This is a genomic window from Gaoshiqia sp. US2, from assembly GCF_059705485.1.
Window position 1 is genome coordinate 5,795,876 of the sequence record NZ_AP048550.1, and the last position, 25,390, is coordinate 5,821,265.

The following is a 25,390-nucleotide window of genomic DNA, read 5'->3' on the forward strand; positions in this document are numbered from 1 at the left end:
TATTTACATCAAAATCAAATGGATGAATAGATGTACCGGGAATCGATTGTCAGCTTAAAAAATTGGAAAGAAGATAAATTCCGTAAGCCGCTTATTGTCAGGGGCGCCCGCCAGGTGGGGAAAACGTGGCTTTTACAGGAGTTTGGCCGCATTTCTTATTCGAAATTCGTTTACGTGAACTTCGAAGAAACTCCGGCATTGCAGAATATTTTCTCCAAAGATTTTGACATTGAGCGAATCATAACGGTACTCCAAATACAAGCCCGAACAACAATAACAGCAGAAGATACGCTGATTGTTTTCGATGAGATACAGTCTGCAGAACGCGGGGTGACTTCTTTGAAGTATTTCTGTGAAAACGCCCCGCAATACCATGTAATTGCCGCTGGTTCCCTGCTTGGAATGGGTTTACACAGCCAGGTTTCATTCCCGGTTGGCAAGGTTGATTTCCTCGATTTACGCCCCTTCTCGTTTTACGAGTTCCTGCTCTCACTGAATGAATCGGCGCTGGTTGATGCTTTGAAGCAGAGAAACTGGAGCGTTGTTTCCATCTTTACTGAAAAACTGAAAGAATACCTCCGTTATTATTTTTACGTGGGGGGAATGCCTGAAGTCGTGGACGCTTTTGTCCAAACCCGTGACTGGCAGCTGGTACGCCGTATCCAGAACAGGATACTTAACTCGTATGAAGGTGATTTTTCAAAGCATGCGCCCAACGAGACCGTTCCCCGGATTCGGATGGTCTGGCAAAGTATCCCCTCGCAACTGGCCAAGGAGAATAAAAAATTTGTATATGGGGTTTTAAGGGAGGGCGCCCGCGCCAAAGATTTTGAGTTGGCCATCCAATGGCTGGTGGATTGCGGCTTGCTGCTGAAAAGCCACCGGGTATCGAAACCGGGAATCCCGCTGGCTGCATACCAGGATATTTCCGTGTTCAAGTTATTCCTGCACGATGTCGGTTTGCTTGGCGCCATGGCAGGACTGGATGTACGGACAATTATTGAAGGCGATGAAATTTTTACTGAGTTTAAAGGCGCCCTCACCGAACAGTATGTGATGCAGCAACTGCGCTTGAACGGCGAACGTTATGTAGGCTACTGGACAAACGAACGGAGCACCTCAGAAGTTGATTTTGTCATTCAGGAAAAAGGAAAGGTTATCCCGGTTGAAGTAAAATCAGGCGAAAACCTGAAAGCAAGAAGTTTCCGGTTGTTTTGCGAAAAATACGAACCTTCAAAAGCTATCCGGACGTCATTAACAGATTATAAGGAAGAACAATGGATGACAAATGTTCCGTTGTATGCTATTGGCGAAGGAAGTTTGTAAACAGCTATAAAAATGGTTTTGAGATATATGGTTTATTTTTTATTGCAGAAATGCACTTAAAGTACATATATCCTCAAAAATATAAACCAGTAACGAGTCTTTCTTCATCTTCAAAAACATCCAATTTACATCTGCCTCCCATACCTGCGTTTCTTTTTCTTTCGTTTTTTGCGAAGCTGTTGCTGATTTTCCTGATATGGTTCCGGTTCCGGCGAGAAAATTGAAAACAGGCTGCTGATGGCGGATTCAATATGCCCGGCCTGATTGTTGGCCGGTGAGAACGGTTCAGCCAAAGGCGTGAACGGTTCTTTTTCTCCCACCTGTTTTGTGTGCCCCTCCGCTGTAGGGGACTCTCTAAACAGGTCGTTAAGCACATTGGCCGAAAATTCTTTACCCAGGCGGGAACCGTTCATCACGCAACGGGTTTGATGGTCGATAAAAGTTACCCCCGTAATCCGCCCTGTATTGTTTCGCCGGAGATAAAGGTCAATATCCTTTTCACGTAACTTTTGGCGCAGCTCCGTTTCACTGCGGGCTTCGCTTAATGCCCCGGCAACCAATGGACTTAAGCGTTCCCGGTATACCTTTTCTTTTACCTGGATGGCGGATTGCTCCATCCGCTTTTCAAGGGCATCAAAGCCAACGGTTTTCCCGAATGCAGATGATTTGATTGGAGTACCGGCTTTGTTGCCCTCAATGTCCAGCGCCGAATAGAGCAATCCCCGGTAAGGCTTCCCGCTGCGCGTTCCCTGTACTTCTTCTACCCCAATGTTGTAGAGGGATAGCAGGGCGCGATATTCACCCATTGTCTGGAACCGGTACATAGCGGCTGCCTGTTTGATGACCGAACCGATCTGCTTTTTCAAATCGCCTTTCTCTGCATCGACAGGCTTAAACTGTCCTTGTTCAGACTGTTTCTGTCCTTTGGCAGGATGCAAACCATATTTGCGCTCCAGCTTTTCGGTTATGGCGACACTCCGTAAATTGCGTTTGCTGTCGTTGATTTTTTTGCCTTCGCTGTCCACCTGTAATGAAACAATATGGATATGTTCGCGCCCGATGTCCGAGTGTTTGAAGATAAGATATGGCTGTGCGCCGTAACCCATCATCTGCATATACTCACGCCCGATGTCCGCCAGCCCGTCATCCGTCAGCCTGTCATCCGGGTGCGGGTTAAGCGAAATATGGATGACGGGCTTTTCCGTCCGGTAATGCGAGGGCAACCAGCGGTTAAAGGCTTCGGTGCACGCTATGACGCTAAAACGGCCATCTTCCGGTTCCGGGATAATATTCGATGCAAGCACGGTTCCCAATCCTTCGCTTACCTTCTCCTGGTTGTAGGCAAGTGCGCCGTAGATGTCTTTTCCGGTGGTTATTCTGGCAATCATGTCAGCTTATCTTTCAGGTATTTTTCCTCAAACCCTTTTGTTAAGGCGATGATTTGTTGCCCGGTTGCGGCCAGTTCTTTGGTCAGTTCTTCCAGTTTAAAGAGCAATGCCAGCGCTTTTTTATGCGAAAAATTACTGTGCAGTTCTTTTACCACCTGGTTGTAATTAGTACCCACTCCACGAAACTGGGCATAAAAGGTGGTCAGTTTAGCCACGTATTCGAGCGCCGCCCGGTCGGTTTTAACCACGCGGAAAGGCTGGCCGAATACCCGGGCCTTAACAAAAACGGCTTTTGCTTTTACCCCGGATTGTTCAAATAATGTCAAAAAACGGGCATATTCACGGGCGTTAAAGCGTACCATAACGCATTCTGTTACGGGGTCGCTTTTGGCAGGGCGTCCCCCTTTTCGCCTTCGGCTATTTGTATTTTCCTGTTTCATCTGCCGGATATTTTAGTGTTTCAAAAGTCCGGTACCATAACACAGCCATTGTAGCTGTCCTTATCAAAAAGCAGCGACTTTGGAGCCTGCTTTTCTCCCCTTGCGGGCAAGCGGTTTTGGGTTACGCGAAATGAAATGAGTAACCCAAAACACAGCTTGCTATTTGCCACGTTGCAAATAAATCTGTCCGCCATTAGGACAGATAAATTGACGGGCTGCAAACAGGACTGACAGCAGCCTGACCGGTTACCGGTATCGAACCGGAGGCAAAATTACCGGTCTTTTCAATTGCTTGAATATTACATGATTGTGCCAAAGATTGCCACTTTGGAGCCAGAAGCTGCCACTTTCCTCAGCGCCTGTTGAAGCGGGGTTTTATTGGGTTTTATTTGCATGAGATTAAAAATATGACCGATTATGCAAATGACTGATAGCAGGATAAAATGGCTGAAAAATCTTATGAACAGTGGGATGAGTGAATAACTTCTCAAAAGGCCGGATATAACACTGTATAGTTGGATGATTGATAAATAATTGGATATACGACTGGCCAGACAGCGAGACATTCAAGCATTCAAATCTTAAGACGGCCAATCATTCTTTTACCCTAATAGCCATGTGATTACACAGATGTCTTGGCTGGCTATCCACCCAACCAGTCTGCAAATCAGAAGTATAAACAACTGTATGTATAACTTATTAAATGATTAAAAATGGAAAAGAAAAATTTGTGTATTGCTTTCTCCACCCAAAAAGGAGGAGCAGGAAAAACAACCCTGACCGTACTGGCAGCTTCCTACCTGCACTACGTGAAAGGTTACGATGTGGCAGTAGTAGATTGTGATTACCCGCAGTACAGCATTGCAGAAATGCGGGAGCGCGATTTAAAAATGGCCACAGAGGACGATTATTACAAGTCGCTGGCATACCAGCAGTTTACCCGTTTGGACAAGAAAATGTACCCGGTGATCAAAAGCCTTCCCGAAAAAGCGCCGGAAGCTGCAGAAGCGCTAATGTCCAAAGGCAAATACGACATCATATTTTTTGACCTGCCGGGAACGGTCAATAAGGAAGGGGTAATTTATACCCTGTCGCTGATGGATTATATTTTTTCACCCATCAGTGCCGACAGGGCAGTACTTGAAAGCACCTTACGTTTTGCCTCCCGCCTGAACGATAACATCATCACCACCGGGAAATCCAGGGTTAAAGGGCTATACTTAATCTGGAACCTGGTGGATGGCCGGGAGAAAACGGATTTGTACGAAGTATATGAACAGGTCATAGCAGAACTTCACCTTCCGCTGCTGAAAACCTTCCTGCCCGACAGCAAGCGTTTTCGCCGCGAGCTTCCCGCTTCACATAAAGCCCTGTTCCGCTCGACCATGTTCCCGGCCGATAAAGCATTGCTGAAAGGAAGTCACCTTGACTCCCTTATGAATGAAATTTTGGAAATCATTAATAATCAATGCCATGGACAAAACCTTTAAAAAAGAAGATATCAACGAAAAAGCGATTATCGCTTCTTTCCTTCAGGATGAGCCAATAGACCATGATTCGCTGATGCGGGAAAACAACGAAGAGGCCGGAGAAACGCCTGCCCAAAAAGCGGAAATATCCAAAGAAGAAATCCGGCGCAAACGTGGAAAAGAGCAGGATTATGAAACGCTTTTTGTCAAAGAATCCCCGGTTACCGCAAGAACAGGTAAGATGGTGTATATCCGACGCGATTTTCATGATACGATCCAGGCTGTATGCCGGGTAATCGGGAACAATGAAGTGTCATTGTCGGGATACATCGACAATGTGCTGGCCCATCATTTTGAGACGTACGGTAATGAGATTACCCGTCTTTATAACGAAAAACATAAAGGAATAAACATTATTAAAAACCTGGAAAAATGAGAAAACTATTCAGAAAGAAAAAGGTTGCTGCCAGGCAACCCCTGGACCAACAAGATGTGAAGTGTATTCCCCTTAAAGAGGTGGATTACGAAGCCCTCTTTTTCAAAGAGTCGGAAGTTAAAACGCGCAACGGCAAAGTGGTCTATATCCGTAAGGAATTCCATGACCGCATCCTGAAAATCGTCCGGGTGATCGGCGAAAACGACCTGTCCCTGTTCAGCTACCTGGACAATGTACTGGAACACCATTTTACCATGTTCCAGGATGATATTACCCAGTTGTACCGGAAAAAGAATACTGATATTTTTTAATACAGCGGGAAAACGATTTAAACTCCATCAGCAGATGATAACTATTACATCTTATACCGTACTGGTGTTGCTGGTTGCTTTTACAGTGCTCTACGCGCTTTGGACCATGTTCTTTTTCATCTCCGAAAACCGGCGTTTGCGGAAGGAAAACAGCGAAGCAATGCTTAACGAACAGGGCGAAAAAAAGCGCAAAGGCGATATTATCGGCAAGAGCCATTTTGTCCTCAAAGAACGCATTCCGGCGCCACAAACTGCCAAAGAACCTGACAATGTAAAAGATAACGGGAAAGAAAATATATTTGTCCCGTCAGATGTACCCAAAGAACATTCCCGGATCATTCCGGCGGATGAGCTGGACGAAGTTTTTGGCGATGTTCCTCCCGGCCAGGCCAACCCGCCGCTCGACATTGACTGCCCGATGCCGGAAAAACCGGACAAGGAAGATGAAGAGAACCAGAACGAGGAGGAAGAATACGAAGCCATGCAGGTTTCAGGCCGCTTGTTGGCCGAGGGAATCAGTTTTGAACAAATGGGCGAAGCCTACCGCACCGTGGTACACAATCCAATTCTAACAGAGGAGAAAAAAGAAGAAACAGGAGGTGTTCTTCTCAACCTGAAGCATACCGATATGTTTGAGGCGATGGTTTCAGGTAAGCCCGAAAGGGAAGACAGGGTCGGCGGATTGATCGATTCGTACCTGAAAGCTTTTCATCAGCGGAAAGCTGAACAGCCGGGAGAAAATAAGACTCCCGCGGCCCCTGTTCCCAAAGGGTTTGACGTCCGAAAGTATGTTTAACACATTAAGTACAAAAAGATGAAAAAGCGCGATTACGGATAGGCCGGTTTCATTTCACACGACCACTAAAATATCCGAAAAAGACAAACATTTTATTCACCCGGGGCGGAGTGTAATTAGACCCGTTCCATAAACAAAGAAATCAGTATGACAAAAAAGAAAATCCTGATGCAGGCAGCCTTTATCGTGGCTGCCGTTTCAACCGCATTTGCACAAGGCGATGGCACTGCCGGAATAACGGAAGCCACCAATATGGTCACCTCGTATTTTGACCCCGGAACCAAGCTGATTTACGCCATTGGCGCGGTGGTAGGGCTTATCGGCGGGATCAAAGTTTACAACAAGTTCAGCTCAGGAGATCCGGATACCAGTAAAACCGCGGCCAGTTGGTTCGGCGCATGTATCTTCCTGATTGTAGCCGCCACCATCCTGCGCTCCTTCTTCCTTTAAGGTCACAGACCCCTTTATTATTCATCAAAATAGAATAAAATGGAGTATAATATCAACAAAGGAATTGGCAAAAGCGTGGAATTTAAAGGTTTGAAATCCCAGTACCTGTTTATTTTCGCTGCCGGGCTGCTCGCTGTTTTCGTAGTGTTTGTCATTCTCTACATGGCAGGTGTCAGCCAATGGGTTTGCATCGGTTTCGGGGTGATTGCCGCGTCGGTACTGGTATGGCTGACCTTCAGCCTGAATGCCCGTTACGGGGAATTTGGACTGATGAAACTCATGGCCAAAAAACAGCATCCCCGTTACCTGATTAACCGGAAGGTTCTCCGTAGCCTTTTCCAAAAAGCAAGAAGGGAGGTTGCAGCATGAGGAATATCATGAAAGCAACGACCATCGAAAGCAAGTTCCCGCTGCTGAGCGTTGAACAAGACTGTATCGTCAGTAAAGACGCCGATGTAACGGTCGCTTTCCGTGTAAGCCTGCCGGAACTGTTTACCGTGACCTCGCCCGAATACGAAGCCATCCATTCGGCCTGGGCAAAAGCGGTTAAGGTGTTGCCCGATTACAGTGTAGTACAAAAACAGGATTGGTTTGTCCGGGAAACTTACCACCCAAAAACGGATGACGGGGAAATGAGTTTCCTGTCCCGAAGTTACGAACGCCATTTTAACGAGCGGCCTTACCTGAACCATGATTGTTTCCTTTACCTGACCAAAACGACCAGGGAGCGGATGCGGATGCAAAGCAATTTTTCATCGCTCTGCCGGGGCAATATCATCCCCAAAGAAATCAATAAAGACCATACGGTCAGGTTCCTGGAAGCAGTCGGACAGTTTGAGCGGATCATCAACGACAGTGGTTTTATACGCCTTACACGGATTACAACCGATGAAATTGTCGGGACGCCGGAAAATGCCGGGCTGATCGAAAAGTATTTTTCGCTTTCACTCGATGATACCACCTGCCTGGAAGATATGGAGCTGGGAGTGGACGGCCTCCGCATAGGCGATAAACACGTTTGCCTGCATACCTTATCCGATGTGGAAGATTTACCCGGAAAGGTAGGCACGGACATGCGTTACGAAAAACTGTCCACCGACCGGAGCGACTGCCTTTTGTCATTTGCCTCCCCGGTAGGTTTGCTCCTGTCCTGTGACCATGTGTATAACCAGTATTTATTTCTGGACGACAGCGCGGAAAACCTGCGGAAGTTTGAAAAAAGCGCCAGGAACATGCAGTCGTTGTCGCGTTACAGCCGGGGCAATGCCATTAACAGGGAATGGATTGACCTTTACCTGAACCAGGCCCATTCGCTGGGGCTGACTTCCATACGGGCGCACTTTAACGTAATGGCTTGGAGCGGGGATGAACAGGAACTAAAGCATATCCGTAACGAGGTAGGTTCACAGCTGGCGCTGATGGAGTGCAAGCCCCGCCACAATACCGTGGATGCGGCTACCCTTTACTGGGCGGCCATACCGGGCAATGCGGGCGACTTTCCGGTAGAAGAAAGCTTTTACACCTTCATCGAACAGGCGCTTTGCTTCTTTACCGAAGAAACCAATTACCGGTCATCCCCGTCGCCTTTCGGCATCAGGATGTGCGACCGGGTGAGCGGTAAGCCAATCCACCTGGATATTTCCGATCTGCCCATGAAAAAAGGGATTATCACCAACCGGAATAAATTCGTGCTTGGGCCCAGCGGAAGCGGCAAATCGTTCTTTATGAACCACATGGTCAGGCAATACTACGAACAGGGTACCCATGTTGTCCTTGTGGATACCGGGAACAGCTACCAGGGATTGTGCGAAATGATTCACCGGAGAACCCAGGGGAAAGACGGGGTTTATTTCACCTATACCGAAGAAAACCCGATTTCATTCAATCCCTTCTACACCGACGATTCTGTGTTTGATGTGGAAAAGAAAGACAGCATCAAAACACTGCTGCTTACGCTTTGGAAAAGTGAAGACGACAAAGTGTCCAAAACCGAAAGCGGCGAGCTGGGAAGCGCGGTATCGGCTTATATCCGTCGGATACAGCAAAACCGGAATATTACACCCTGCTTCAATACGTTCTACGAGTACATGCGCGATGACTACCGCCGTGAACTGGAAGAAAGGGAAATCAAGGTAGGCAGGGACGATTTTAATATCGACAATATGCTGACCACACTGAGGCAGTATTACCGGGGCGGGCGCTTTGATTTCCTGCTGAACTCGGATAAGAATATTGACCTGCTGTCCAAACGCTTTATTGTTTTCGAGATTGATGCAATTAAGGAAAACCGGGAACTTTTTCCCGTGGTGACTATCATTATCATGGAGGCTTTTATCAACAAAATGCGCCGTCTGAAAGGGGTCCGGAAACAACTGATAGTGGAAGAAGCCTGGAAAGCCATCGCTTCGGCTAATATGGCTGAATACCTGCGCTACATGTGTGCGCCCGTAAAGGTTGCTTAGTAAATATCCCATTAGCAAGGGATTAAGTAAGTGTTCTTTGAAAAACTTATCATCAGCCGCCTACCTGAATCGTGAAAACTTAAGCGACCGGGGAGCGTAGCATGGCGGAAAAGTCATAAGCCAGTCAGTTACCAGACTGCCGCTGAATGGCGAGATGAAACAATAGATATGAGGATAAAGACCATACTGTTTGAAAGATAGTCCGAGTTGTCTGAACGGAGGCTATGACGTAAGGTAACTGAAATCGTCATACTGTGATACTGCTTTGGTGTACATGTACGAAGCCAGCAAGAACTTATCGCAGAACAACCATAGTAAATGGTAAAGGACGGAAGTCATATCCGACAATCTATTATGCTAATAGTTACTAAGCAATAAACGGGGATTGCCTATTCCCTGAAAGCCGTAAGGCTATTAGGTTTTAGACCTATGAAAATCAGGAGTGGCAACGGAGCCTCCATAGTAGTCCGAGCAGGGTAATGACCTGTACATGGCAAAGGGAGGCAGCTAATTTTCTTTAATACAATTAACGGATTATGTGAGAGACATTATGAGAAGTCCAGAGAAAGTATTAAACAGTCTGAACGAACACAGTAAAGATTCAAGCTACAGGTTTGAACGCCTTTACCGGATTCTGTTTAATGAAGAGATGTTTCATTTAGCCTATCAGAAGATAGCATCAAATGAGGGCTGTATGACAAAAGGTTCTGACGGCAAGAGTATTGACGACATGAGCTTGTCTCGGATTGAAAACTTGATAGCATCGTTGAAAGACGAAAGCTATCAGCCCCAACCGGCACGACGGGTAAATATACCGAAGAAAAATGGTAAAACACGCCCGTTAGGAATACCGTCTGCGGACGATAAGCTGGTGCAGGAAGTGACACGGATGATTTTGGAAGCCGTTTACGAGGGATATTTTGAATACACCTCGCACGGTTTTCGTCCTCATCGCAGTTGTCATACCTCACTTTTACAAGTTCAAAAGACGTTCACAGGGGCGAAATGGTTTATTGAGGGCGACATCAAAGGGTTCTTCGACAACATCGACCACGATGTATTAATTGACACCCTGCGGAAACGCATATCGGATGACCGTTTCTTACGCCTTATCAGGAAATTCCTGAATGCCGGATATATTGAAGATTGGAGATTTCACAAGACTTACAGCGGAACGCCGCAAGGGGGTATTGTCAGTCCCATACTGGCGAATATATACCTTGATAAATTAGACAAGTACGTGAAAGAGTATATCCAAAACTTCGATAAAGGAGGGAAAAGAAAACCGGGAAAAGAGCGTAATGATTTTGAAAATGCGCGAAAACGTACTGTGAGAAAGCTGAAATCTGCAAAAGACGACGCTGAAAAGAAAGCCTTGGTCGAAAGACTGAAAGCTATTGAGAAAGAACGTGCTGCATTTCCGAGTTGTGAGGAAATGGATGAAAATTACAAAAGACTTAAATACGTGAGATACGCAGATGATTTTATTTTGGGAGTGATAGGCAGTAAAGAGGATGCCAAGCGAATCAAAGAAGATATAAGAAATTTTCTTGCCGATAAGCTATGCCTCGAACTGTCCGAAGAAAAAACACTCATTACCCATACGGAAAAATCTGCAAAATTCCTCGGATTTGAGATTATGGTAACGAAGTCCGACCACCAGCGACGGGATGTACGAGGACGTTTAAGAAGAACCTACGGCAAACGTGTTCATCTTAAAATAGGCATGGGAACGGTAAGGAACAAACTTCTGGAATACGGCGCAATGGAGATGAAAGCGCGAGCCGGAAAAGAAGTCTGGAAACCTAAATGCAGACCATACCTTATTTATAATGACGACCTCGAAATCCTCGACCGGTATAACCGGGAATTAAGGGGATTCTGCAACTACTACTCAATAGCAAACGACTGTGTACTGTTACATAACTTCAGGTACTTTATGGAGTATAGCATGTACAAAACTTTCGCAGGTAAGTACAAAAGTTCGGTGCGGAAAATCAATGAAAAATACCGCAAGAACAAAATATTTACTGTGAGGTATACAGCGAAAGGAAAGGTTAAAGAAAGGTATTTCTATAAAGAAAGTTTCAAACGCAGAAAAACAGCTTTCGCCCAAAGTTGCGATTTACTACCGTACTCTATCCATGACATCAGTACAACCAATCTTACGGACAGGTTAAAAGCTGAAAAGTGTGAATTGTGCGGTGTTACGGACAAGCTAATCATGCACCATACCAATAAACTCAAAAACCTGAAAGGTAAAGAGAGTTGGGAAAAGTTGATGTTAGCACGTAAGCGCAAAACGATTGCGCTATGTAGAAGTTGTCATAGGTTGCGACATGAGGGAAAAGTATAGACTGAGTAGAATTGGTGGAGAGCCGGATACGCTGAGAGGTGTAAGTCCGGTTCGGGGGCGAGTGCCGGGAAACCTGTCGCAGAAATGCGAAAATAGGCGCCGGGTACTTAGCCTACATAAGACCGTCCGTAAATATTTTGGCGAAGCCATCGTGGTCACACAGGAAGTGGACGATATTATCTCCAGTCCAGTGGTAAAAGAGAGTATCATCAATAATTCGGATTGCAAGATACTTTTGGACCAGCGCAAATACATGAACAAGTTCGACCAGATACAGTCCCTGCTCGGACTGACGGAAAAAGAAAAGTCGCAGATTCTTTCCATTAATATGAGCAATGCGCCAGGCCGCAGGTACAAGGAGGTCTGGATAGGACTGGGCGGCGTTCAGAGCGCAGTCTATGCTACAGAAGTTTCAGCTCAGGAATACCTGACTTATACCACCGAAGAATCGGAGAAGATGGAAGTCATGCAGCTTGCCGGAAAACTGGGCGGTGACATTGAACTGGCCATCAAGCAACTTGCTGAAAGCAAACAGTAAAAAAAAACATACGATTTATTTAAGTGACCAATCAGATCATATCCGGGATGCAAGCCTTTACGGTTTTGCGGGCCTGCTCTGTCACAAGAATAATGAAGTACTTCAACTTTTCCCTTGCGGGAAAACATTACAGGACTGGGATTAGCATCCCCATGGAGTTGATCCCGGCCCTTTCAATTCAAAGTGTCAAACAAAAAGAAACAACATGAAACGAATATTTTTAATTGTATGTGTGGTCCTGACAGGTTTTTGCTATCAGGCCAAAGCGCAGTGGGCGGTTATCGACCCGTCTAACCTGGTACAGAACATCCAGCAGGTGGTCAAAACATCCTCGACTTTGTCCAATATGGTCAGGAACGTGGAGGAAACGGTAAAGATCTACGAGCAGGGGAAGCAATACTACGACGCACTGAAATCAGTTAACAACCTGATTAAGGATGCGAGAAAGGTGAAAAGGACCATCGAGATGATCAGCGAAATCGGCGACATGTACATCACCGGGTTCAACAAGATGGTGGCCGACCCCAATTTTACCGTTGACGAACTGGCCGCTATCTCCGCAGGTTATGCCAAACTGATGGAAGAAGGGGGCGCATTGATAACCGACCTCAAAAACATTGTAACAGGCGGCAACGGGCTTTCCATGTCGGACAAGGAGCGCATGGATGTGATCGACCAGATTTATGACCGGATGCTGGACTACCGCAACCTGACCAGGTATTTTACGCAGAAAAGCATTTCTGTTTCGTTTATCCGCGCCAAGGCAAAAGCCGATACGGACAGGGTGCTGGCGCTTTATGGCAGTCCGTCGGAAAGATACTGGTAACAGGTAAAGGTTGTTTATTATGGAATTTGATAACCTGCACCAGGTTCTAAGGAGCCTTTACGAAGATATGATGCCCCTTTGCGGCGACATGATTGGCGTGGCAAAAGGGCTGGCCGGGCTGGGCGCTTTGTTCTATGTGGCATACCGCGTCTGGCAGGCCTTAGCAAGAGCGGAGCCAATCGATGTATTCCCGCTGCTCCGCCCGTTTGCCATCGGGCTGTGCATCCTCTATTTCCCAACTATTGTACTGGGGACCATCAATGCGGTAATGAGCCCGGTTGTTAAAGGTACTCATTCGATTCTGGAAACCCAGACTTTCGATATGCAGGCCTACCAGCAAAAAAAGGAACAACTGGAATACGAGGCCCGTGTCAGGGAAGGGAAAGCGTGGCTGGTGGACGATAAAGCATACGATCAGAAACTAAAAGACCTTGGCATATGGGACACCCCCGAAATCATCGGGATGTGGAGCGAAAGGTTTTGGTACGACATCAAAATGTGGTTCCGGCAGGTGGTCAGGGACTTAATGGAGCTGCTGTTCAATGCCTCGGCATTGATAATAGACACGATACGGACTTTCTTTCTGGTGGTGCTGTCCATTCTGGGGCCGGTTGCATTTGCCTTTTCCGTGTATGACGGGTTCCAGGCAACCCTTACCCAGTGGCTTGCCCGCTACATCAGTGTTTACCTGTGGCTACCGGTCTCCGACCTTTTTTCGGCGGTACTGGCACGTATTCAGGTTCTGATGCTGGAAGCCGATATCAAGCTGCTGGAAGACCCCAATTATATTCCTGACGGTTCTAACGGGATTTACATTGTGTTTATGCTCATCGGCATCATCGGGTACTTTACGGTTCCCACCGTGGCCAACTGGATCATCCAGTCAGGCGGTATGGGAAGTGCGAACCAGACGATCAATAAAACCGCAGGAAAAGCCGGAAGTTTCGCAGCAGGAGTAGCAGGGGGCGCCGCCGGAAATGTGGCCGGTCGCCTTGTAGGACGGTAATCATAACAATTAAAAAACAGAATTATGGAATTTAAGAGTTTGAAAAACATAGAGACCTCATTTAGGCAAATCCGGTTTTTTGTCCTTGTGTTTCTCTGTCTCTGTACCGGGATAACCGTTTATTCGGTGTGGAACGCTTTCAGTTATGCCGAAGCGCAACGGCAGAAAATCTATGTGCTTGACCAGGGAAAATCCCTTATGCTGGCGCTCTCCCAGGATATGGAGCAGAACCGGCCGGTGGAGGCGCGCGACCATGTTGCCCGCTTTCATGAATTGTTCTTTACCCTTTCACCTGACCGGGGAGCCATTGAATCCAATATCACCCGCGCCCTGTTCCTTGCCGACCGCAGCGCCTACAACTATTACCAGGACATGCAGGAGAAGGGGTATTTCAACCGGGTTGTTTCTGGAAATATCCAGCAGGTCTTGCAGGTGGACAGTGTGGCATGCAACTTTGCCGGTTATCCGTACACGGCGGTTACCTATGCCCGGCAGCGGATTATCCGGTCGAGCAATGTAACCGAACGCTCGCTGGTGACCCGCTGCAACCTGATAAACTCGGTCCGCAGCGATAACAACCCGCACGGGTTTACCATCGAGAAATTCGAAATCCTTGAAAACAAAGACATCCGGGTGTTGGACCGGTAAAGTATTATGGCAAAAAAACAAAAGAGATTCACTGCCATCGGAGAACGGACGGAAAATCGTCTCCGGCAGTGGTGCGGGAGGATTCCTCCCGGTAAAAGGATTGTCGTCGTACTTAGCCTTCTTTCCCTTTTTACAGGGCTTTCGCTTTACGTCACTTTTTCATCCCTGTTCAATTTCGGAAAAGATGATAGGGCGAAGCTGAACTTCAGACATATCGAAGGCCTGCAACTGGAATTATTAAAGGACAAACGGAACAAACCGGACAGTTTAAAAACAACAAATGAATTTTATTATGAGAGAAAAAGAAAATAATAACGGGACAAAACCGGCGGAGGAAGAAAAAAAGCCACTCTCGCCCCAACAGTTACAAAAACGGAAGAAAATGGTGATTTTCCCGCTTTCCTTCCTGCTGTTTGCCATCAGTATGTGGCTCATCTTCGCGCCACCTGCCGATAAAAAAGAAGAAACCGGGGATGTCTTTAATACCAATCTTCCCACGCCAAAGAAAGGCGGTATTATAGCCGACAAGCGGGACGCTTACCGGCAGGAAGCCATCAGGGCCAAAGAGCAGGAAAAGATGCGCTCTTTGCAGGATTTTGCCTTTATGCTGGGCGATGGAACACCGGAAGAAAAGACGTCACCCGGAAATGCGGGACTTCTGAAGGCCCCTGAATCTTCGGGAAGCAGTGTCAAACCTTCAAGCCTTAAAAACAGTTCGCCGGGAAGCAGCCGGACCAGTGCGTTCCGCTCGTCTGCCGGTCAGTACCAGGATATCAACCTGCAACTGGGCAGCTTTTACAAAGAGCCTGCCCCCGAAGCAAAGGGTCAGGAACAGTCCGTTTTGGAAGAGCGTGTCCGGGAACTGGAACGGCAACTTCAGGAAAAGAACGATGCGGAGCAGCAACTCGCCCTGGTAGAAAAATCCTACGAGATTGCCGCTAAATATATGCCTGCTGATAAGAAAACTGCAGAAACGGTAACTGCTCCCGTCTTAAAAACAGCAAAACCGGAAAAGAAAACCGTTTCCAGCCCGGTCTCGCAGGTTTCCGGTAACGTGATTTCATTATTAACTGCTCCCGTTCCCGATTCGGTATTTATGAAAGAGTATGCCCAACCCCGGAACCTGGGGTTCCATACGGTTGCCGGCAGTGAGCAGGCAACGGAAAAGAACAGCATCAATGCCTGTATCAGCAAAACCGTCACGGTTACTAACGGGCAGGAAGTCCGGTTACGCCTGCTGGAGCCTGTACGTGCAGGGAAAATGCAGATTCCCGAAAATACGCTTGTATCCGGTTCCGCCCGGATTTCGGGCGAACGGATGAACATTGAGATAACCCATATCCAGTATGCCGGGAATATCATCCCGGTTAAAATGGAGGTTTTCGACCTGGATGGCAATCCGGGCATTTCCGTACCGGGTTCGGAAGAACTCAATGCCGTAAAGGAAGTGGCTGCCAATATGGGCACCTCAATGGGGAGCAGTATTACCATCTCCGACAATGCCGGTTCGCAACTGCTGGCGGATCTGGGACGGGGCATTGTCCAGGGGGCTTCACAATATGCGGGCAAAAAGATGCGGACGGTCAGGGTTACGCTCAAAGCCGGGCACCGGGTATTGCTGCTCCCTTCCATGCAGTAAACAAGGCTTATTGCCACTAAAATATCCAAAACAAACAAGTTTCATTTTAAACAATCAGAAATATGAAGAAAATTATTTTGATGTTGGCGTTCGCAGCAATACTATTTGCGGCCAACGCACAGGAAAAACCCACGACAGGGGATTATTTTAACGGGCTTACACGTCCGCTGACTTTCGATAGGATGATTCCGCCCTACGCGCTGGAAGTAACCTTTAACAAAACTGTTCATATTATTTTCCCGTCGGCCATCCGCTATGTGGATTTAGGCTCATCCGACCTGCTGGCGGCCAAAGCCGACGGTGCGGAGAATGTGCTGCGGGTGAAAGCGGCTGTCCGGGACTTTTCACGGGAAAGCAACCTTTCGGTCATTACCGAAGACGGGGCGTATTATTCTTTCAACGTAAAATACGCCGATGAGCCGGTCAAGCTGTCTGTTGAAATGGCCGATTTTATCCACGACGGGGAAGCGGTTAACCGGCCCAATAACTCGCTGGATGTTTACCTGGAAGAACTGGGGCAGGAATCGCCGCTGCTGGTCAGGCTGATTATGAAATCGGTTTACAAAAACGATAAACGGGAAATCAAGCATATTGGTTCCAAACGTTTCGGCATCCAGCACACGTTGAAAGGGATTTATACCCACAACGGGTTACTGTATTTCCACCTCCAGTTGAAAAACTCGTCCAATGTCCCTTTTAATGTGGATTTTATTACGTTCAAAATTGTGGATAGAAAAGTGGCCAAACGCACCGCCATCCAGGAACAGGTGGTCTATCCGCTCCGGGCTTACAACAACGTTCAGGAAATCGGGGGCAAAACTACCGAACGGACTGTTTTTGCCCTGCCTAAATTTACCATCCCCGATGATAAACACCTGCTGGTTGAACTGCACGAAAAACAGGGCGGTCGGCACCAGTCGTTTTTTGTGGAGAATGCTGATCTGGTCCGCGCCAAAGTGATTAACGAATTAAAAGTGAAATGAGGCAGACAGTAATTTTTTACGTTGGAAATTGAAAGTTACATAACTGACCGGGTTATATTGGTGCCGACGGAACGAGACAGAAATTCAAAATTAGGAAAGCGTTCATAAATTGGACGCTTTCCTTTATTTAATAATTTCGCTTTGGGAACGATTACCGTTACAACCGGAAGCGCTGTAAGCAGTTATCCTTTTGTTGCCGATCCTGTCCGTTTTAAAAAAGAGATCAATACCCAAACAGGCTGAATGAGTATAAAAAACATATGTATGGTCAGCCTAATTCTATTGAAGGGTTTTATCTTGTTCTTCCTTCATTACCCGTTTTTCAGCCTTTTCCTTTTTCTTCTTCTTCTTTTTGACTTTATCATCGGCCATAATTTCTTTTAGGGAACGGATGGTAACGGGTCTCTCCCGCTTAAAACGTTTGAAGTATATTTCTTCAATAAATTGTGGCAGTGGGGCTTTCCATGTTTCCTGCTTATGGTTGTCTATCTTGCCCAACTTATCAGGATTCAATCCTAACTCACGGGCCATCTGAACGTGTTTATCGGGCAGCTTATGTTTCTTTTGGGCAATAACCCATTTTTCTATTTTTGCATTTACAGCCATATCATTGAATTACAATGCAAAGATACCTATTTGCCTGAAAGCAAGAAAGCAAATAGCTTATAAATGGCTTTTTGTTACTTTTTCTCCCGCTACAATTAACCGGCTCATGGAAAAAGTAACGGGCGGTTCGCCCGTCCTTATTGGGGTCTGTTCTTGCTGATTTGCCCCGTTTCCATTACTTCCCCGTTTTCAACCCGTTCAATCTCTCCATAACTAAATCCCATTAAAGGAATAGCTATGTGTGCGATATAGATTTGATATTCTTCGTCGGTTTCGTGATTTTTGCCTGTCAGGTTATTAAAAATGACAGGGACAGAGCAATTATCCTCACTGGTTAAAATTGCTACTGCGTTTTGCCTGATTTCCTGTTTCATGATTATTTGTTGTTTTGGCGTTCTTTTTCAGAAATATCCCAACTGTCCCGGTATTTGTCGTCTGTAATTTCCAGATAGTGGAGTGAGCCAAACCCGTCGGAAAGGCGGGCGAATGACCAGTTGCATTCATATACTTCATCGCCCCACCGGTGTGGTTCGTCGAAGCGTACTTTTATTTGTACAGCGTGTTGGTCTTTTGTAATTTCTTCAATCACACCGGTAACCATCATACCCGTAAAAATGCACTTGCAACGTTTCCCTATCATGCTATTGTTTACTTCTTCCGGTTTCATGTTTGTATTTCCTTATTGTGTTGTGGGGGATTTATCCCCCGTGGTTAATGGTTATGCTGATAATCTCCTTTGAATGAGGGGCATGTTCTTTTCCACAAGCTTAATTATCCGGTTGTGGTACTTTGTATTCTCATTACATAGCCCTCTGCTCTGGAGTACCAGTAATTTTGCAAGGGAGAGCTCGACGGTCTCTAACCGCTCGTTATTGATACGGGCAGAAAGGATTAGCGAACCGGGTTTGAGGTGGTAATCATTGGTAAAAACACAGTGGTGCAACGCATCGCCTTCCCGCATCACCTCCTCTACACTTTCAAGAACCTGCACCTGTATCAACCCGTCGGTGAACCGGATGCCAAAAAAAGCGGATTTCATTTTCTGAAATTTTGCTTCATCATCCAATGCCTTCTTTCTTGCTTCTTCCCGGCGTTCCCGCTCCATATATTCCTTTTTTTCTTCACGTATTTATCGTGTTCGGCTTTAAGGTCAGCCGGGCATACATATTTGGCGTTGTGCAGGTCTTTGCCAAAGAACCGGAGCAAATCCATGTAATCGCACCACAGGGAAGCATCCCCTGTGTTATAGCCGCTACGGATGCAAATACGTATGGATGCCCAGTAATCCGCAATATTGCGGGAGGTATTGTAAGCGAAGAATTTCAACAGCCCTGTTTGCCCGGTTTTCAGCAGTGTTTCCGCTTTGTTCTCCGTCAATATGTATTGGAACAAGTCAAACGGTGTGAGGCCATAAAAACGTCTTCCATACCCGCTTCGTTTGATTTCAGGGATTAACTTTTGGCGTGGATAGATGCAGGTCGGGATGATGTTGTACAGGGGCTTCTCCGGTCGTATTTCGAGCGGGCTGCCAAAACTCCATGTATGCACAAAAAATCCCGTTGGCCTCAACCGGGACATTGTTGCATATTTGCCGTCAGGCGCAATCCATCGTTGCACTACTTCCGAATGAAAATACCGTGCTTTCGCCCCAACCTTTGCCCTGTAGTCAATGTATATGAACCGCAATACCTGAAACCCTGCGCAAGCCGTAACGATACAGAGGTACTGGTAATCGTCGAATACGCGTTGCCTTGTATCTTTAACAACCAGCTTTGTGTTGCATTGCGGGCAGGTGCAATGCTTTTTTTCTGCTTTATCAGTCCATGAATGCCCGCATTCCATGCAGGATATAACACCTGTTTTTATCCTGCGCCCGATATGTTCTATACAGTTCCTGTAGCCCCATTTAACCTGTGCTTCGGTAATGGGGGGCAGTTTTTTGCTTAATGCCAAAACTTGTTTCTGAAATTTATTTCGTGGTTTCATCGGTCAAAAATCAAATAAACATGGTTGAATGTTAATCTCTTCTTTTAGGGCTTTTTTTACAGGCTGTTTCAGCTTGTTGTATGCTTCGTCCTGTACCCGCTGTATAGCATCTTTGCGTGCCTGCTGTTTTTCTTCTTCGGTCAGTTCAACCACATGGTTGACCACCACATGGCAGTTAACCGGGTTGCCTGTTCCGATGTTGTCCTCATCATAATAGTGCACCGCCATTGAATAGATTTCTTCGTCAGCAAACCCATTACAGCCACTTTTCTGCACCGTATTCAGGATGTAAGTAATGCAATCCTCTAAATTCTTTTCAGGTTTGGAATACTGGAGCGAGAACAATGCATCGCCCTCTGCCCGTTGATCTAAATAGTGTCTTTAAGAAAACTACCCGTTTTTTTCGAAAGGTGTACATAATTATATGTAATCGGCTTGTTTTTTCGGTTACTACCACTAAATTTTTTAGCCTGTTAATTGGTTGCCGTAATTTTCGCCACCGAAAATTGGGTTTTCGGTGTAATTTTTTAGTTTCCAGGCATAATTCTCCCTTTCATGTTTAATTTTCATGTTTTTTCCTTGAACCGATTTTACTAAGCAGCTTTCCTAATCTGCTTGGTGGGCGCTTCAAGCGCTTCACGCTCCAACTTCAGGATTTGTTTCCCAATTTTCTTGAGGTTGTAGGCGCACACGCCCAACCCGATGTACTTTTTAAAATGCGCATAACTCCGGTCGGGACAACGGTCGAGCCCCCGGTGTTCCAATTCGTTGATGTTTGATTCGATCGCGCTGTGCTTGTTTTTCAGTTTTTTAAATGACCTGCTGCGTTCTTCCTTTTTCTCTTTTTTGTTGCGCTTCCCAAGTTTGGGGATGATAACCTGGTCAACTTCCAACTGAAGGGTTTCCTTGTTTTCTTTTAACCAGTAGCCTTTGTCGAAGCTCCACGATGCGACTTTATGTTCTGTTAAAATCCTGTCGGCCATTTCGATAACAATGTCCCGGTCTTGTTGTTGTTCCATTATTTGGTAATCCACGATCAGCCCCCACTGGTCGGTGGTGATGTTCAGTTTTTTGCCCAGTTCAACACTGGGGTTCATCTTCCCTTTTGTAATCCACTCGGTGTAGGTTTCAAATACCGAAAACATCTTTTCTTCATGCGGAATGGTTTCGCCTTTTAATATACGCCTGTCGACCAGGTCAATATGCTTTTCAAGAAGTTCCATGTAGTGCTCCAACGTAATGATCAATACCAGATCGCCCATGTCCGTTAGCGGGAAACCGGACTTTTCTTCGTTTAGTTTTTTGAGCAATAACCTTGATTTATTGAGGTATTCTTCGGCCGCGGCAACTACTTTTTCTTTCTTGTTTTTGCCTCCTGAACGGTTGGCATGGCCCAAATTGCGCATCAACTTTTTCAACTCTGTACGCCAATTGCCGATCTTGCGCCAACCTCCAATATCCTTATGTTTGTTCATTATCCTTGAAACGGTGCCGATGCATTTTCGGGCACAGTCCCACAACAGGTTGTAGTCTGTGGGGAAATGAACATTGCTTTCAACAACAAAACTATCTGATTTTAAGCGCAATGCTGTATGTTCTTTTTTTTTAAACACCTCTCCATGCCCAAAATCCAGGATTACCTTGTTTAATTCCCAAACCATTTCATCGCTAAGCAGGGCGACATTGTCATAAATATTCTGGTATTCAAACTCGATACGTTCAAAACCAAAGCCCTTTTCTACGCCCATCAAACACCGCATATTGTGGTGGTTGTTTGCCTGATCGTGCAACACATCATAACTTAAATTCAAACACAAGCGAACCTGGGCCAAAACAAAAATACTCCATAGGTCCATTCCTGTCCTTCCCGTATTTTTCTTCCCGGAATTGATATGATCTTCCAAAATACTGAATATCTCTTCGTTGTATTTCTTGTTGCAATAGATCGCCTTCAACGCTGCTAAAAGTTGATCTAAAGCATTCTTGCTTTTGGGATTAATATAACGTGAGTTTTGGGTTAAGCGACTAATGGTAAATAGTTCAGGAATAAATACTCCCGGAACCTTATATTCTTATTTTTAACCGATGGTTTATGGTCAAGGAACGAGTATGCAGCAAGGCCTGCCAGGACATTGACCATCGCATTTACCGGGCTTCTGTGTCTTGAATGCTCTATATCACAGATATGCTTTAGCAGATCGATGACCGATTCGATCACCCCCCGGCTTTGCAGCCACCTCTTGTCTTCGAAAAACATTAACTTATTTTTCATGTTCTTTTTGGTTTTTGTAATCAACAGGAGCCCTTGTCTTGCCAATGCTTCCCGGAGCTTTTCACTAATGTAGCCTTTGTCCCCGAAAAGCTTTCCGCACAGACCTTTACATAGCTTGACGCCCAATTCAAGGTTGTTGTCCGCCACATTTCCGGGGGTTATAATGAAGGAAACAATCTCCCCAAACTGGTTGATGGCCAAATGCAGTTTCAAGCCAAAAAACCAACCTGTCGAGGTCTTCCCCCTTTTGGCCAGCCCTTTAAAAACCTTGTGCGAATGTATCCGCAGGTTATGGCAAACCACCAGTTTGGCCGAATCAATGTAATAAGTTCCGGTAACTGCCCCCATCCTGCAGGCCAGCAAAAAACAAAAAAGGTATAGCAGCATCCTGGGTTTGAGTTGGACAAAACGGTTGTAGGAAGGCAAGCCTGGAAAATAGCCTTTCAGGTGTACCTCTACAAAGTACCTGTAATAATATTTGAAACATTTGCTCCCCTGTAAATGGTAAAACATTTCAACGGCCATCATCTCACTCATTGATAACCCGCAGGGGACTTTGGATTTTTTGTTTTGCAATACCACGGGTATTAATTTATGCTCTATTTCTTTCTCAAATTGTTGGCAGAAATCATCGGCACAACAAAAAATTTCAATTAATTTTAGTTCCAAATTTTCTGTCATGGGAGCTTTGTTTTATGTTTTGCACTTAAAAGCTCCCATTTTTTTAAATACAATCTCTATTGAACTATCATAAGTTATTAACTAATAGCTGTTTATATCCAAAACTCACGTTAATATAAGTAGCTTCGATTGGCAATTGCCCTAACCCCAATTGTTGTTCGAATCTTTTTCTCATGGTTCAATCTTTTTTTGTCAAGTGGTCAAAATATCCTATCCTCATGTAATAATACCCTGAATATCTGCACTATAATCAACTTATCAAAACAATTAACCCAAAAGATTCAAAAAAGATATCAATACTATATTGTTGATCTATAAATTATTGCAGGTTTTCTTAGAGACACTAAATAAGCCTTTATAGTGTTTTTGAAATGATTTGATGCTTTCATTTTTTTTGAAATTGTGGGGCAGGGATACTACCCCGTGTGAAACATTTGTATTAATCCAATCCGAAATAACAGGCTAAACGCTGCTCTTTTGACCTGGGAAATATCCAACCTGCGATTTTTTCTCCCTTAAATGTCAATCTGTTGTTAAACCGCCCGCCCATCGCTTTGAGTTCTTCCCTGATTGGTTTGGTATCCCCGAAAACTGCGACCGCTTTGGCTGAATACTCAACCATTGTGCAATTTGCCTTGTCTTCTCCTTTGGGGTTATTGGGGGTTGTCCCGTTGAGCTTATTGATGTGTATATTATCTTCGTTCCCTGCGGTATAGGAAAATTCCTCTATCGTGCGGTTCCGGTCATACACGGGTACTTTCTCAATGATCCACCCGTGATATTTGCTTTCTCCCAAATAATACCCTGCACCCATCGAATACTTTTCCCGGTGTTCGTACTGCCCGTTGTATCCTGCTAACCAAGCTGTTTCTTCAAAGTGTTCGGCATGTTTGCGCATTTCGGAAAAGATGTCCCTTTTGTGCGTGGAAAATCCTAAAATGACGGTGCGCCGGGTACTGCTTGCAAAGTAGTCGGTTTGCATGTCGCTTTCGTCCTGTTTGAGCCGTGCCACGATGACCGCCTGTGCGTTTTCGGGAAATATTCCGGCGAAGCGTTTGCGACCGGCTTCTTTAACTCCTTCCACCCTTGCCCTTTCCCTTTCGGCTTCGTCCGCTTTTGTTTTGGCTTTCTCCTGTGCTTCCTGAAGGAGTATGGCGACCTCAAAAGCGTCCATAAATTCGGGGTTTAAATCATCATAATACCTGCCGATGCCGAATTTTTTGGATAGTGGGTTTAGTATATCCGTTCTGTCCATGTCTTTGGTGCCGGTATTGACAAGATGGTACAGATACCCCCTGTTTTCAATGTGTTCCACCTTACAGACCACGTACCGGGATTCACTCATGGCATAGCCATACCCGATAACAATTTGATTTTCTTTCACCACCTGTACTTCCGTATCTGTGGTAGTTCCCCCAAACAATGAATAATACTTTGCCATAGTTTTAACTGTTAAAAAATTAATGAAACCAGCAAAGCCAGGATAATTAAGAGAACCACGAGAGAGACAAGACAGGAAAGCAGTTGTCTGATGACAGCCCAACCGAGGTATAAGCCCAACATTACCCAAATGAACTCCGTTCCCCATACACAGAACCCCAAAACCACCAAAGCGATTTTTACTACCAATTTTATGTTGATTGGAAGGTAGGCAGATCGTTGTTTCCTGTTTTTTTCAATGCTTCTCATAATTTCTGACTTTTTTTTTATGCCGTATCGGAGCCGGTGAGGAGTGACCGTGTTTCAGGGGCATGGGAAAGTAGTGTTTAGCCGTTGTCAAATTTTTTGCGAACAAATACGCTCGCCCGAAGGGAAAGAGGAAGATTTTTCGCAAAACCGTCAGGCTTGAATTTGCGGCGGCGTAAAGAACACGGAAATACTTTCGCACCTGAACGCGGTCACTCAAAACCGCTTTCCGCATACTCTGCTGAACGGGGAAGAAATTATACAGGGAGAAGCATTGGAAAAACTAAACTGTAGATAACCTGCGATTTCAAAAGTAAATCGCAAATAAACTCCAAGGACTATAATGCCTCAAGTGGCCATTACTGTGCCAAGGACTGCCAGCAATATGCTGTATGGCAAATAGTTGAAAACTATTTAGCTACATTTAGCTTCACAAAAGAGGAAACAATAATATATTAAAATATGGAAATTATTAGTCTTGATACAAGGGTTTTCGATTCGCTTGTCAGTCGGGTGGAAACATTGGCAAAAAAAGCCGGGATGTTGGACCGGAAAGATAAAGATATGACCCTTTCCGACTGGCTGGACAATGAGGACGTGTGCCGGATATTGGGTGTAACCAAGCGTACACTGCAAAACTACCGCAACAGCGGTATCCTGTCGTATTACCAAATGAGGTATAAAGTTCTTTACAGGCCTGGAGATGTGGAAAAGTTATTGGATGCATCATATAAAAACAACAGTCATGAAAAATAGCCTGTTGAATAATTCCGACCCGAGGGTGGCAGAACTGTTTAAGCAGTTGGAGCAGATCAAAGATACCTTTGAACGGTTGGAAAAGGATAACCGTCAAACCTTTGGCAAGGAACATTTTTTGAATGACAGGGAATTGTCTGGAAAACTGAAGTTAAGCCGCCGGGCATTGCAGGACTACCGTGCGGCGGGTATTTTTCCCTATTACCTGGTAAACGGTAAGGTTTTATACAAGGAGAGTGAGATTGAAAAGGCTATCAACACGGCGCGGAAAAGCAGCCCGGAGATTGAAGACCTGGTATAAAGAAAGAGTAACCGGAAAAGGTTGCTCT

The 25,390-nt window shown here is 45.6% G+C and carries 28 protein-coding genes and 1 pseudogene; 18 read left to right on the forward strand and 11 right to left on the reverse strand.

The features are described from left to right. Window positions 1-30 precede the first annotated feature (30 nt). Window positions 31-1,326, forward strand: coding sequence for an ATP-binding protein (locus AC6H3C_RS23235; RefSeq protein ID WP_497518002.1), 1,296 nt, complete (start codon window positions 31-33; stop codon window positions 1,324-1,326). A gap of 125 nt (window positions 1,327-1,451) precedes the next feature. Here the strand turns inward: AC6H3C_RS23235 and mobB are convergent, their stop codons facing one another. Both mobB and mobA read right to left on the reverse strand, forming a co-directional pair. Further along, window positions 1,452-2,714, reverse strand: coding sequence for a conjugal transfer protein MobB (gene mobB / locus AC6H3C_RS23240; RefSeq protein ID WP_497518003.1), 1,263 nt, complete (start codon window positions 2,712-2,714; stop codon window positions 1,452-1,454). Continuing rightward, entirely contained in the window at window positions 2,711-3,154 is a 444-nt protein-coding gene (gene mobA, locus AC6H3C_RS23245) for a conjugal transfer protein MobA (protein ID WP_497518005.1), read from the reverse strand. Before mobA ends, mobB begins: the two co-directional genes overlap by 4 nt. A 713-nt stretch (window positions 3,155-3,867) precedes the next feature. On the opposite strand from mobA, the gene AC6H3C_RS23250 reads away from it, so the two are divergent. From AC6H3C_RS23250 to traN, 15 genes are all read left to right on the forward strand, one after another. Then, window positions 3,868-4,644: a ParA family protein gene (locus AC6H3C_RS23250; protein WP_497518007.1), complete on the forward strand. Its 777-nt coding sequence runs from the start codon at window positions 3,868-3,870 to the stop codon at window positions 4,642-4,644. Next, complete coding sequence (locus AC6H3C_RS23255) at window positions 4,628-5,059, forward strand: DUF3408 domain-containing protein (RefSeq protein WP_497518009.1); 432 nt, start codon at window positions 4,628-4,630, stop codon at window positions 5,057-5,059. Before AC6H3C_RS23250 ends, AC6H3C_RS23255 begins: the two co-directional genes overlap by 17 nt. Further along, complete coding sequence (locus AC6H3C_RS23260; protein ID WP_497518011.1) at window positions 5,056-5,370, forward strand: DUF3408 domain-containing protein; 315 nt, start codon at window positions 5,056-5,058, stop codon at window positions 5,368-5,370. The genes AC6H3C_RS23255 and AC6H3C_RS23260 overlap by 4 nt, the downstream gene beginning before the upstream one ends. Before the next feature lie 34 nt (window positions 5,371-5,404). Beyond that, window positions 5,405-6,166 carry a hypothetical protein gene (locus AC6H3C_RS23265; RefSeq protein WP_497518012.1) on the forward strand — a complete coding sequence of 254 codons (762 nt, stop codon included), beginning with the start codon at window positions 5,405-5,407 and terminating at the stop codon, window positions 6,164-6,166. Window positions 6,167-6,313: 147 nt separating this feature from the next. Next, complete coding sequence (locus AC6H3C_RS23270; RefSeq protein ID WP_497518014.1) at window positions 6,314-6,616, forward strand: DUF4134 domain-containing protein; 303 nt, start codon at window positions 6,314-6,316, stop codon at window positions 6,614-6,616. Between the two features lie 39 nt (window positions 6,617-6,655). After that, complete coding sequence (locus AC6H3C_RS23275) at window positions 6,656-6,985, forward strand: DUF4133 domain-containing protein (protein ID WP_497518015.1); 330 nt, start codon at window positions 6,656-6,658, stop codon at window positions 6,983-6,985. Beyond that, window positions 6,982-9,078 carry a TraG family conjugative transposon ATPase gene (locus AC6H3C_RS23280; RefSeq protein ID WP_497518017.1) on the forward strand — a complete coding sequence of 699 codons (2,097 nt, stop codon included), beginning with the start codon at window positions 6,982-6,984 and terminating at the stop codon, window positions 9,076-9,078. The genes AC6H3C_RS23275 and AC6H3C_RS23280 overlap by 4 nt, the downstream gene beginning before the upstream one ends. A 694-nt stretch (window positions 9,079-9,772) precedes the next feature. Beyond that, window positions 9,773-11,434, forward strand: coding sequence for a reverse transcriptase/maturase family protein (locus tag AC6H3C_RS23285; RefSeq protein WP_497518019.1), 1,662 nt, complete (start codon window positions 9,773-9,775; stop codon window positions 11,432-11,434). Then, window positions 11,418-11,972 (forward strand): TraG family conjugative transposon ATPase, encoded by a 555-nt coding sequence (locus AC6H3C_RS23290; protein WP_497518021.1) that lies wholly within the window; start codon window positions 11,418-11,420, stop codon window positions 11,970-11,972. Before AC6H3C_RS23285 ends, AC6H3C_RS23290 begins: the two co-directional genes overlap by 17 nt. A 205-nt stretch (window positions 11,973-12,177) precedes the next feature. After that, the gene (locus tag AC6H3C_RS23295; protein WP_497518023.1) at window positions 12,178-12,798 is read left to right on the forward strand and encodes a DUF4141 domain-containing protein; all 621 of its coding nucleotides are present in this window, start codon (window positions 12,178-12,180) and stop codon (window positions 12,796-12,798) included. A 19-nt stretch (window positions 12,799-12,817) separates the two neighbouring features. Further along, window positions 12,818-13,804 carry a conjugative transposon protein TraJ gene (gene traJ, locus AC6H3C_RS23300; RefSeq protein ID WP_497518025.1) on the forward strand — a complete coding sequence of 329 codons (987 nt, stop codon included), beginning with the start codon at window positions 12,818-12,820 and terminating at the stop codon, window positions 13,802-13,804. 24 nt (window positions 13,805-13,828) lie between these two features. Then, complete coding sequence (gene traK / locus AC6H3C_RS23305) at window positions 13,829-14,452, forward strand: conjugative transposon protein TraK (RefSeq protein ID WP_497518027.1); 624 nt, start codon at window positions 13,829-13,831, stop codon at window positions 14,450-14,452. A gap of 6 nt (window positions 14,453-14,458) precedes the next feature. Continuing rightward, a complete protein-coding gene (locus tag AC6H3C_RS23310) occupies window positions 14,459-14,764 on the forward strand; it encodes a TraL conjugative transposon family protein (protein ID WP_497518029.1) in 306 nt (101 codons plus the stop codon). Then, window positions 14,745-16,091 (forward strand): conjugative transposon protein TraM, encoded by a 1,347-nt coding sequence (traM, locus tag AC6H3C_RS23315; RefSeq protein WP_497518031.1) that lies wholly within the window; start codon window positions 14,745-14,747, stop codon window positions 16,089-16,091. The genes AC6H3C_RS23310 and traM overlap by 20 nt, the downstream gene beginning before the upstream one ends. A 62-nt stretch (window positions 16,092-16,153) precedes the next feature. Beyond that, window positions 16,154-17,074, forward strand: a complete 921-nt coding sequence (gene traN, locus AC6H3C_RS23320; protein WP_497518032.1) for a conjugative transposon protein TraN — start codon at window positions 16,154-16,156, stop codon at window positions 17,072-17,074. Window positions 17,075-17,353: 279 nt separating this feature from the next. On the opposite strand, the gene AC6H3C_RS23325 is transcribed toward traN, so the two are convergent. From AC6H3C_RS23325 to AC6H3C_RS23365, 9 genes and pseudogenes are all read right to left on the reverse strand, one after another. After that, entirely contained in the window at window positions 17,354-17,680 is a 327-nt protein-coding gene (locus AC6H3C_RS23325) for a hypothetical protein (RefSeq protein WP_497518034.1), read from the reverse strand. A 137-nt stretch (window positions 17,681-17,817) separates the two neighbouring features. Beyond that, the gene (locus AC6H3C_RS23330) at window positions 17,818-18,054 is read right to left on the reverse strand and encodes a DUF7688 family protein (RefSeq protein ID WP_497518036.1); all 237 of its coding nucleotides are present in this window, start codon (window positions 18,052-18,054) and stop codon (window positions 17,818-17,820) included. A 2-nt stretch (window positions 18,055-18,056) separates the two neighbouring features. Continuing rightward, window positions 18,057-18,347, reverse strand: coding sequence for a DUF7258 domain-containing protein (locus AC6H3C_RS23335; protein WP_497518038.1), 291 nt, complete (start codon window positions 18,345-18,347; stop codon window positions 18,057-18,059). Window positions 18,348-18,398: 51 nt separating this feature from the next. After that, the gene (locus AC6H3C_RS23340) at window positions 18,399-18,719 is read right to left on the reverse strand and encodes a PcfJ domain-containing protein (RefSeq protein WP_497518039.1); all 321 of its coding nucleotides are present in this window, start codon (window positions 18,717-18,719) and stop codon (window positions 18,399-18,401) included. Then, the gene (locus tag AC6H3C_RS23345; protein WP_497518040.1) at window positions 18,716-19,666 is read right to left on the reverse strand and encodes a PcfJ domain-containing protein; all 951 of its coding nucleotides are present in this window, start codon (window positions 19,664-19,666) and stop codon (window positions 18,716-18,718) included. The genes AC6H3C_RS23340 and AC6H3C_RS23345 overlap by 4 nt, the downstream gene beginning before the upstream one ends. Before the next feature lie 3 nt (window positions 19,667-19,669). After that, window positions 19,670-20,032: pseudogene (locus AC6H3C_RS23350) on the reverse strand (PcfK-like family protein); the annotation flags it as partial. Window positions 20,033-20,259: 227 nt separating this feature from the next. Continuing rightward, window positions 20,260-21,714, reverse strand: a complete 1,455-nt coding sequence (locus AC6H3C_RS23355; RefSeq protein WP_497521291.1) for an ISNCY family transposase — start codon at window positions 21,712-21,714, stop codon at window positions 20,260-20,262. Next, complete coding sequence (locus tag AC6H3C_RS23360; protein ID WP_497516243.1) at window positions 21,684-22,619, reverse strand: IS982 family transposase; 936 nt, start codon at window positions 22,617-22,619, stop codon at window positions 21,684-21,686. Before AC6H3C_RS23360 ends, AC6H3C_RS23355 begins: the two co-directional genes overlap by 31 nt. A 439-nt stretch (window positions 22,620-23,058) precedes the next feature. Next, window positions 23,059-24,060, reverse strand: coding sequence for a hypothetical protein (locus AC6H3C_RS23365; protein WP_497518041.1), 1,002 nt, complete (start codon window positions 24,058-24,060; stop codon window positions 23,059-23,061). Window positions 24,061-24,767: 707 nt separating this feature from the next. Between AC6H3C_RS23365 and AC6H3C_RS23370 the strand changes: the two genes are divergently transcribed. After that, window positions 24,768-25,061, forward strand: a complete 294-nt coding sequence (locus AC6H3C_RS23370) for a helix-turn-helix domain-containing protein (RefSeq protein WP_497518043.1) — start codon at window positions 24,768-24,770, stop codon at window positions 25,059-25,061. Next, window positions 25,051-25,362 carry a helix-turn-helix transcriptional regulator gene (locus tag AC6H3C_RS23375; RefSeq protein ID WP_497518045.1) on the forward strand — a complete coding sequence of 104 codons (312 nt, stop codon included), beginning with the start codon at window positions 25,051-25,053 and terminating at the stop codon, window positions 25,360-25,362. The genes AC6H3C_RS23370 and AC6H3C_RS23375 overlap by 11 nt, the downstream gene beginning before the upstream one ends. The last annotated feature ends 28 nt before the right edge of the window (window positions 25,363-25,390 follow it).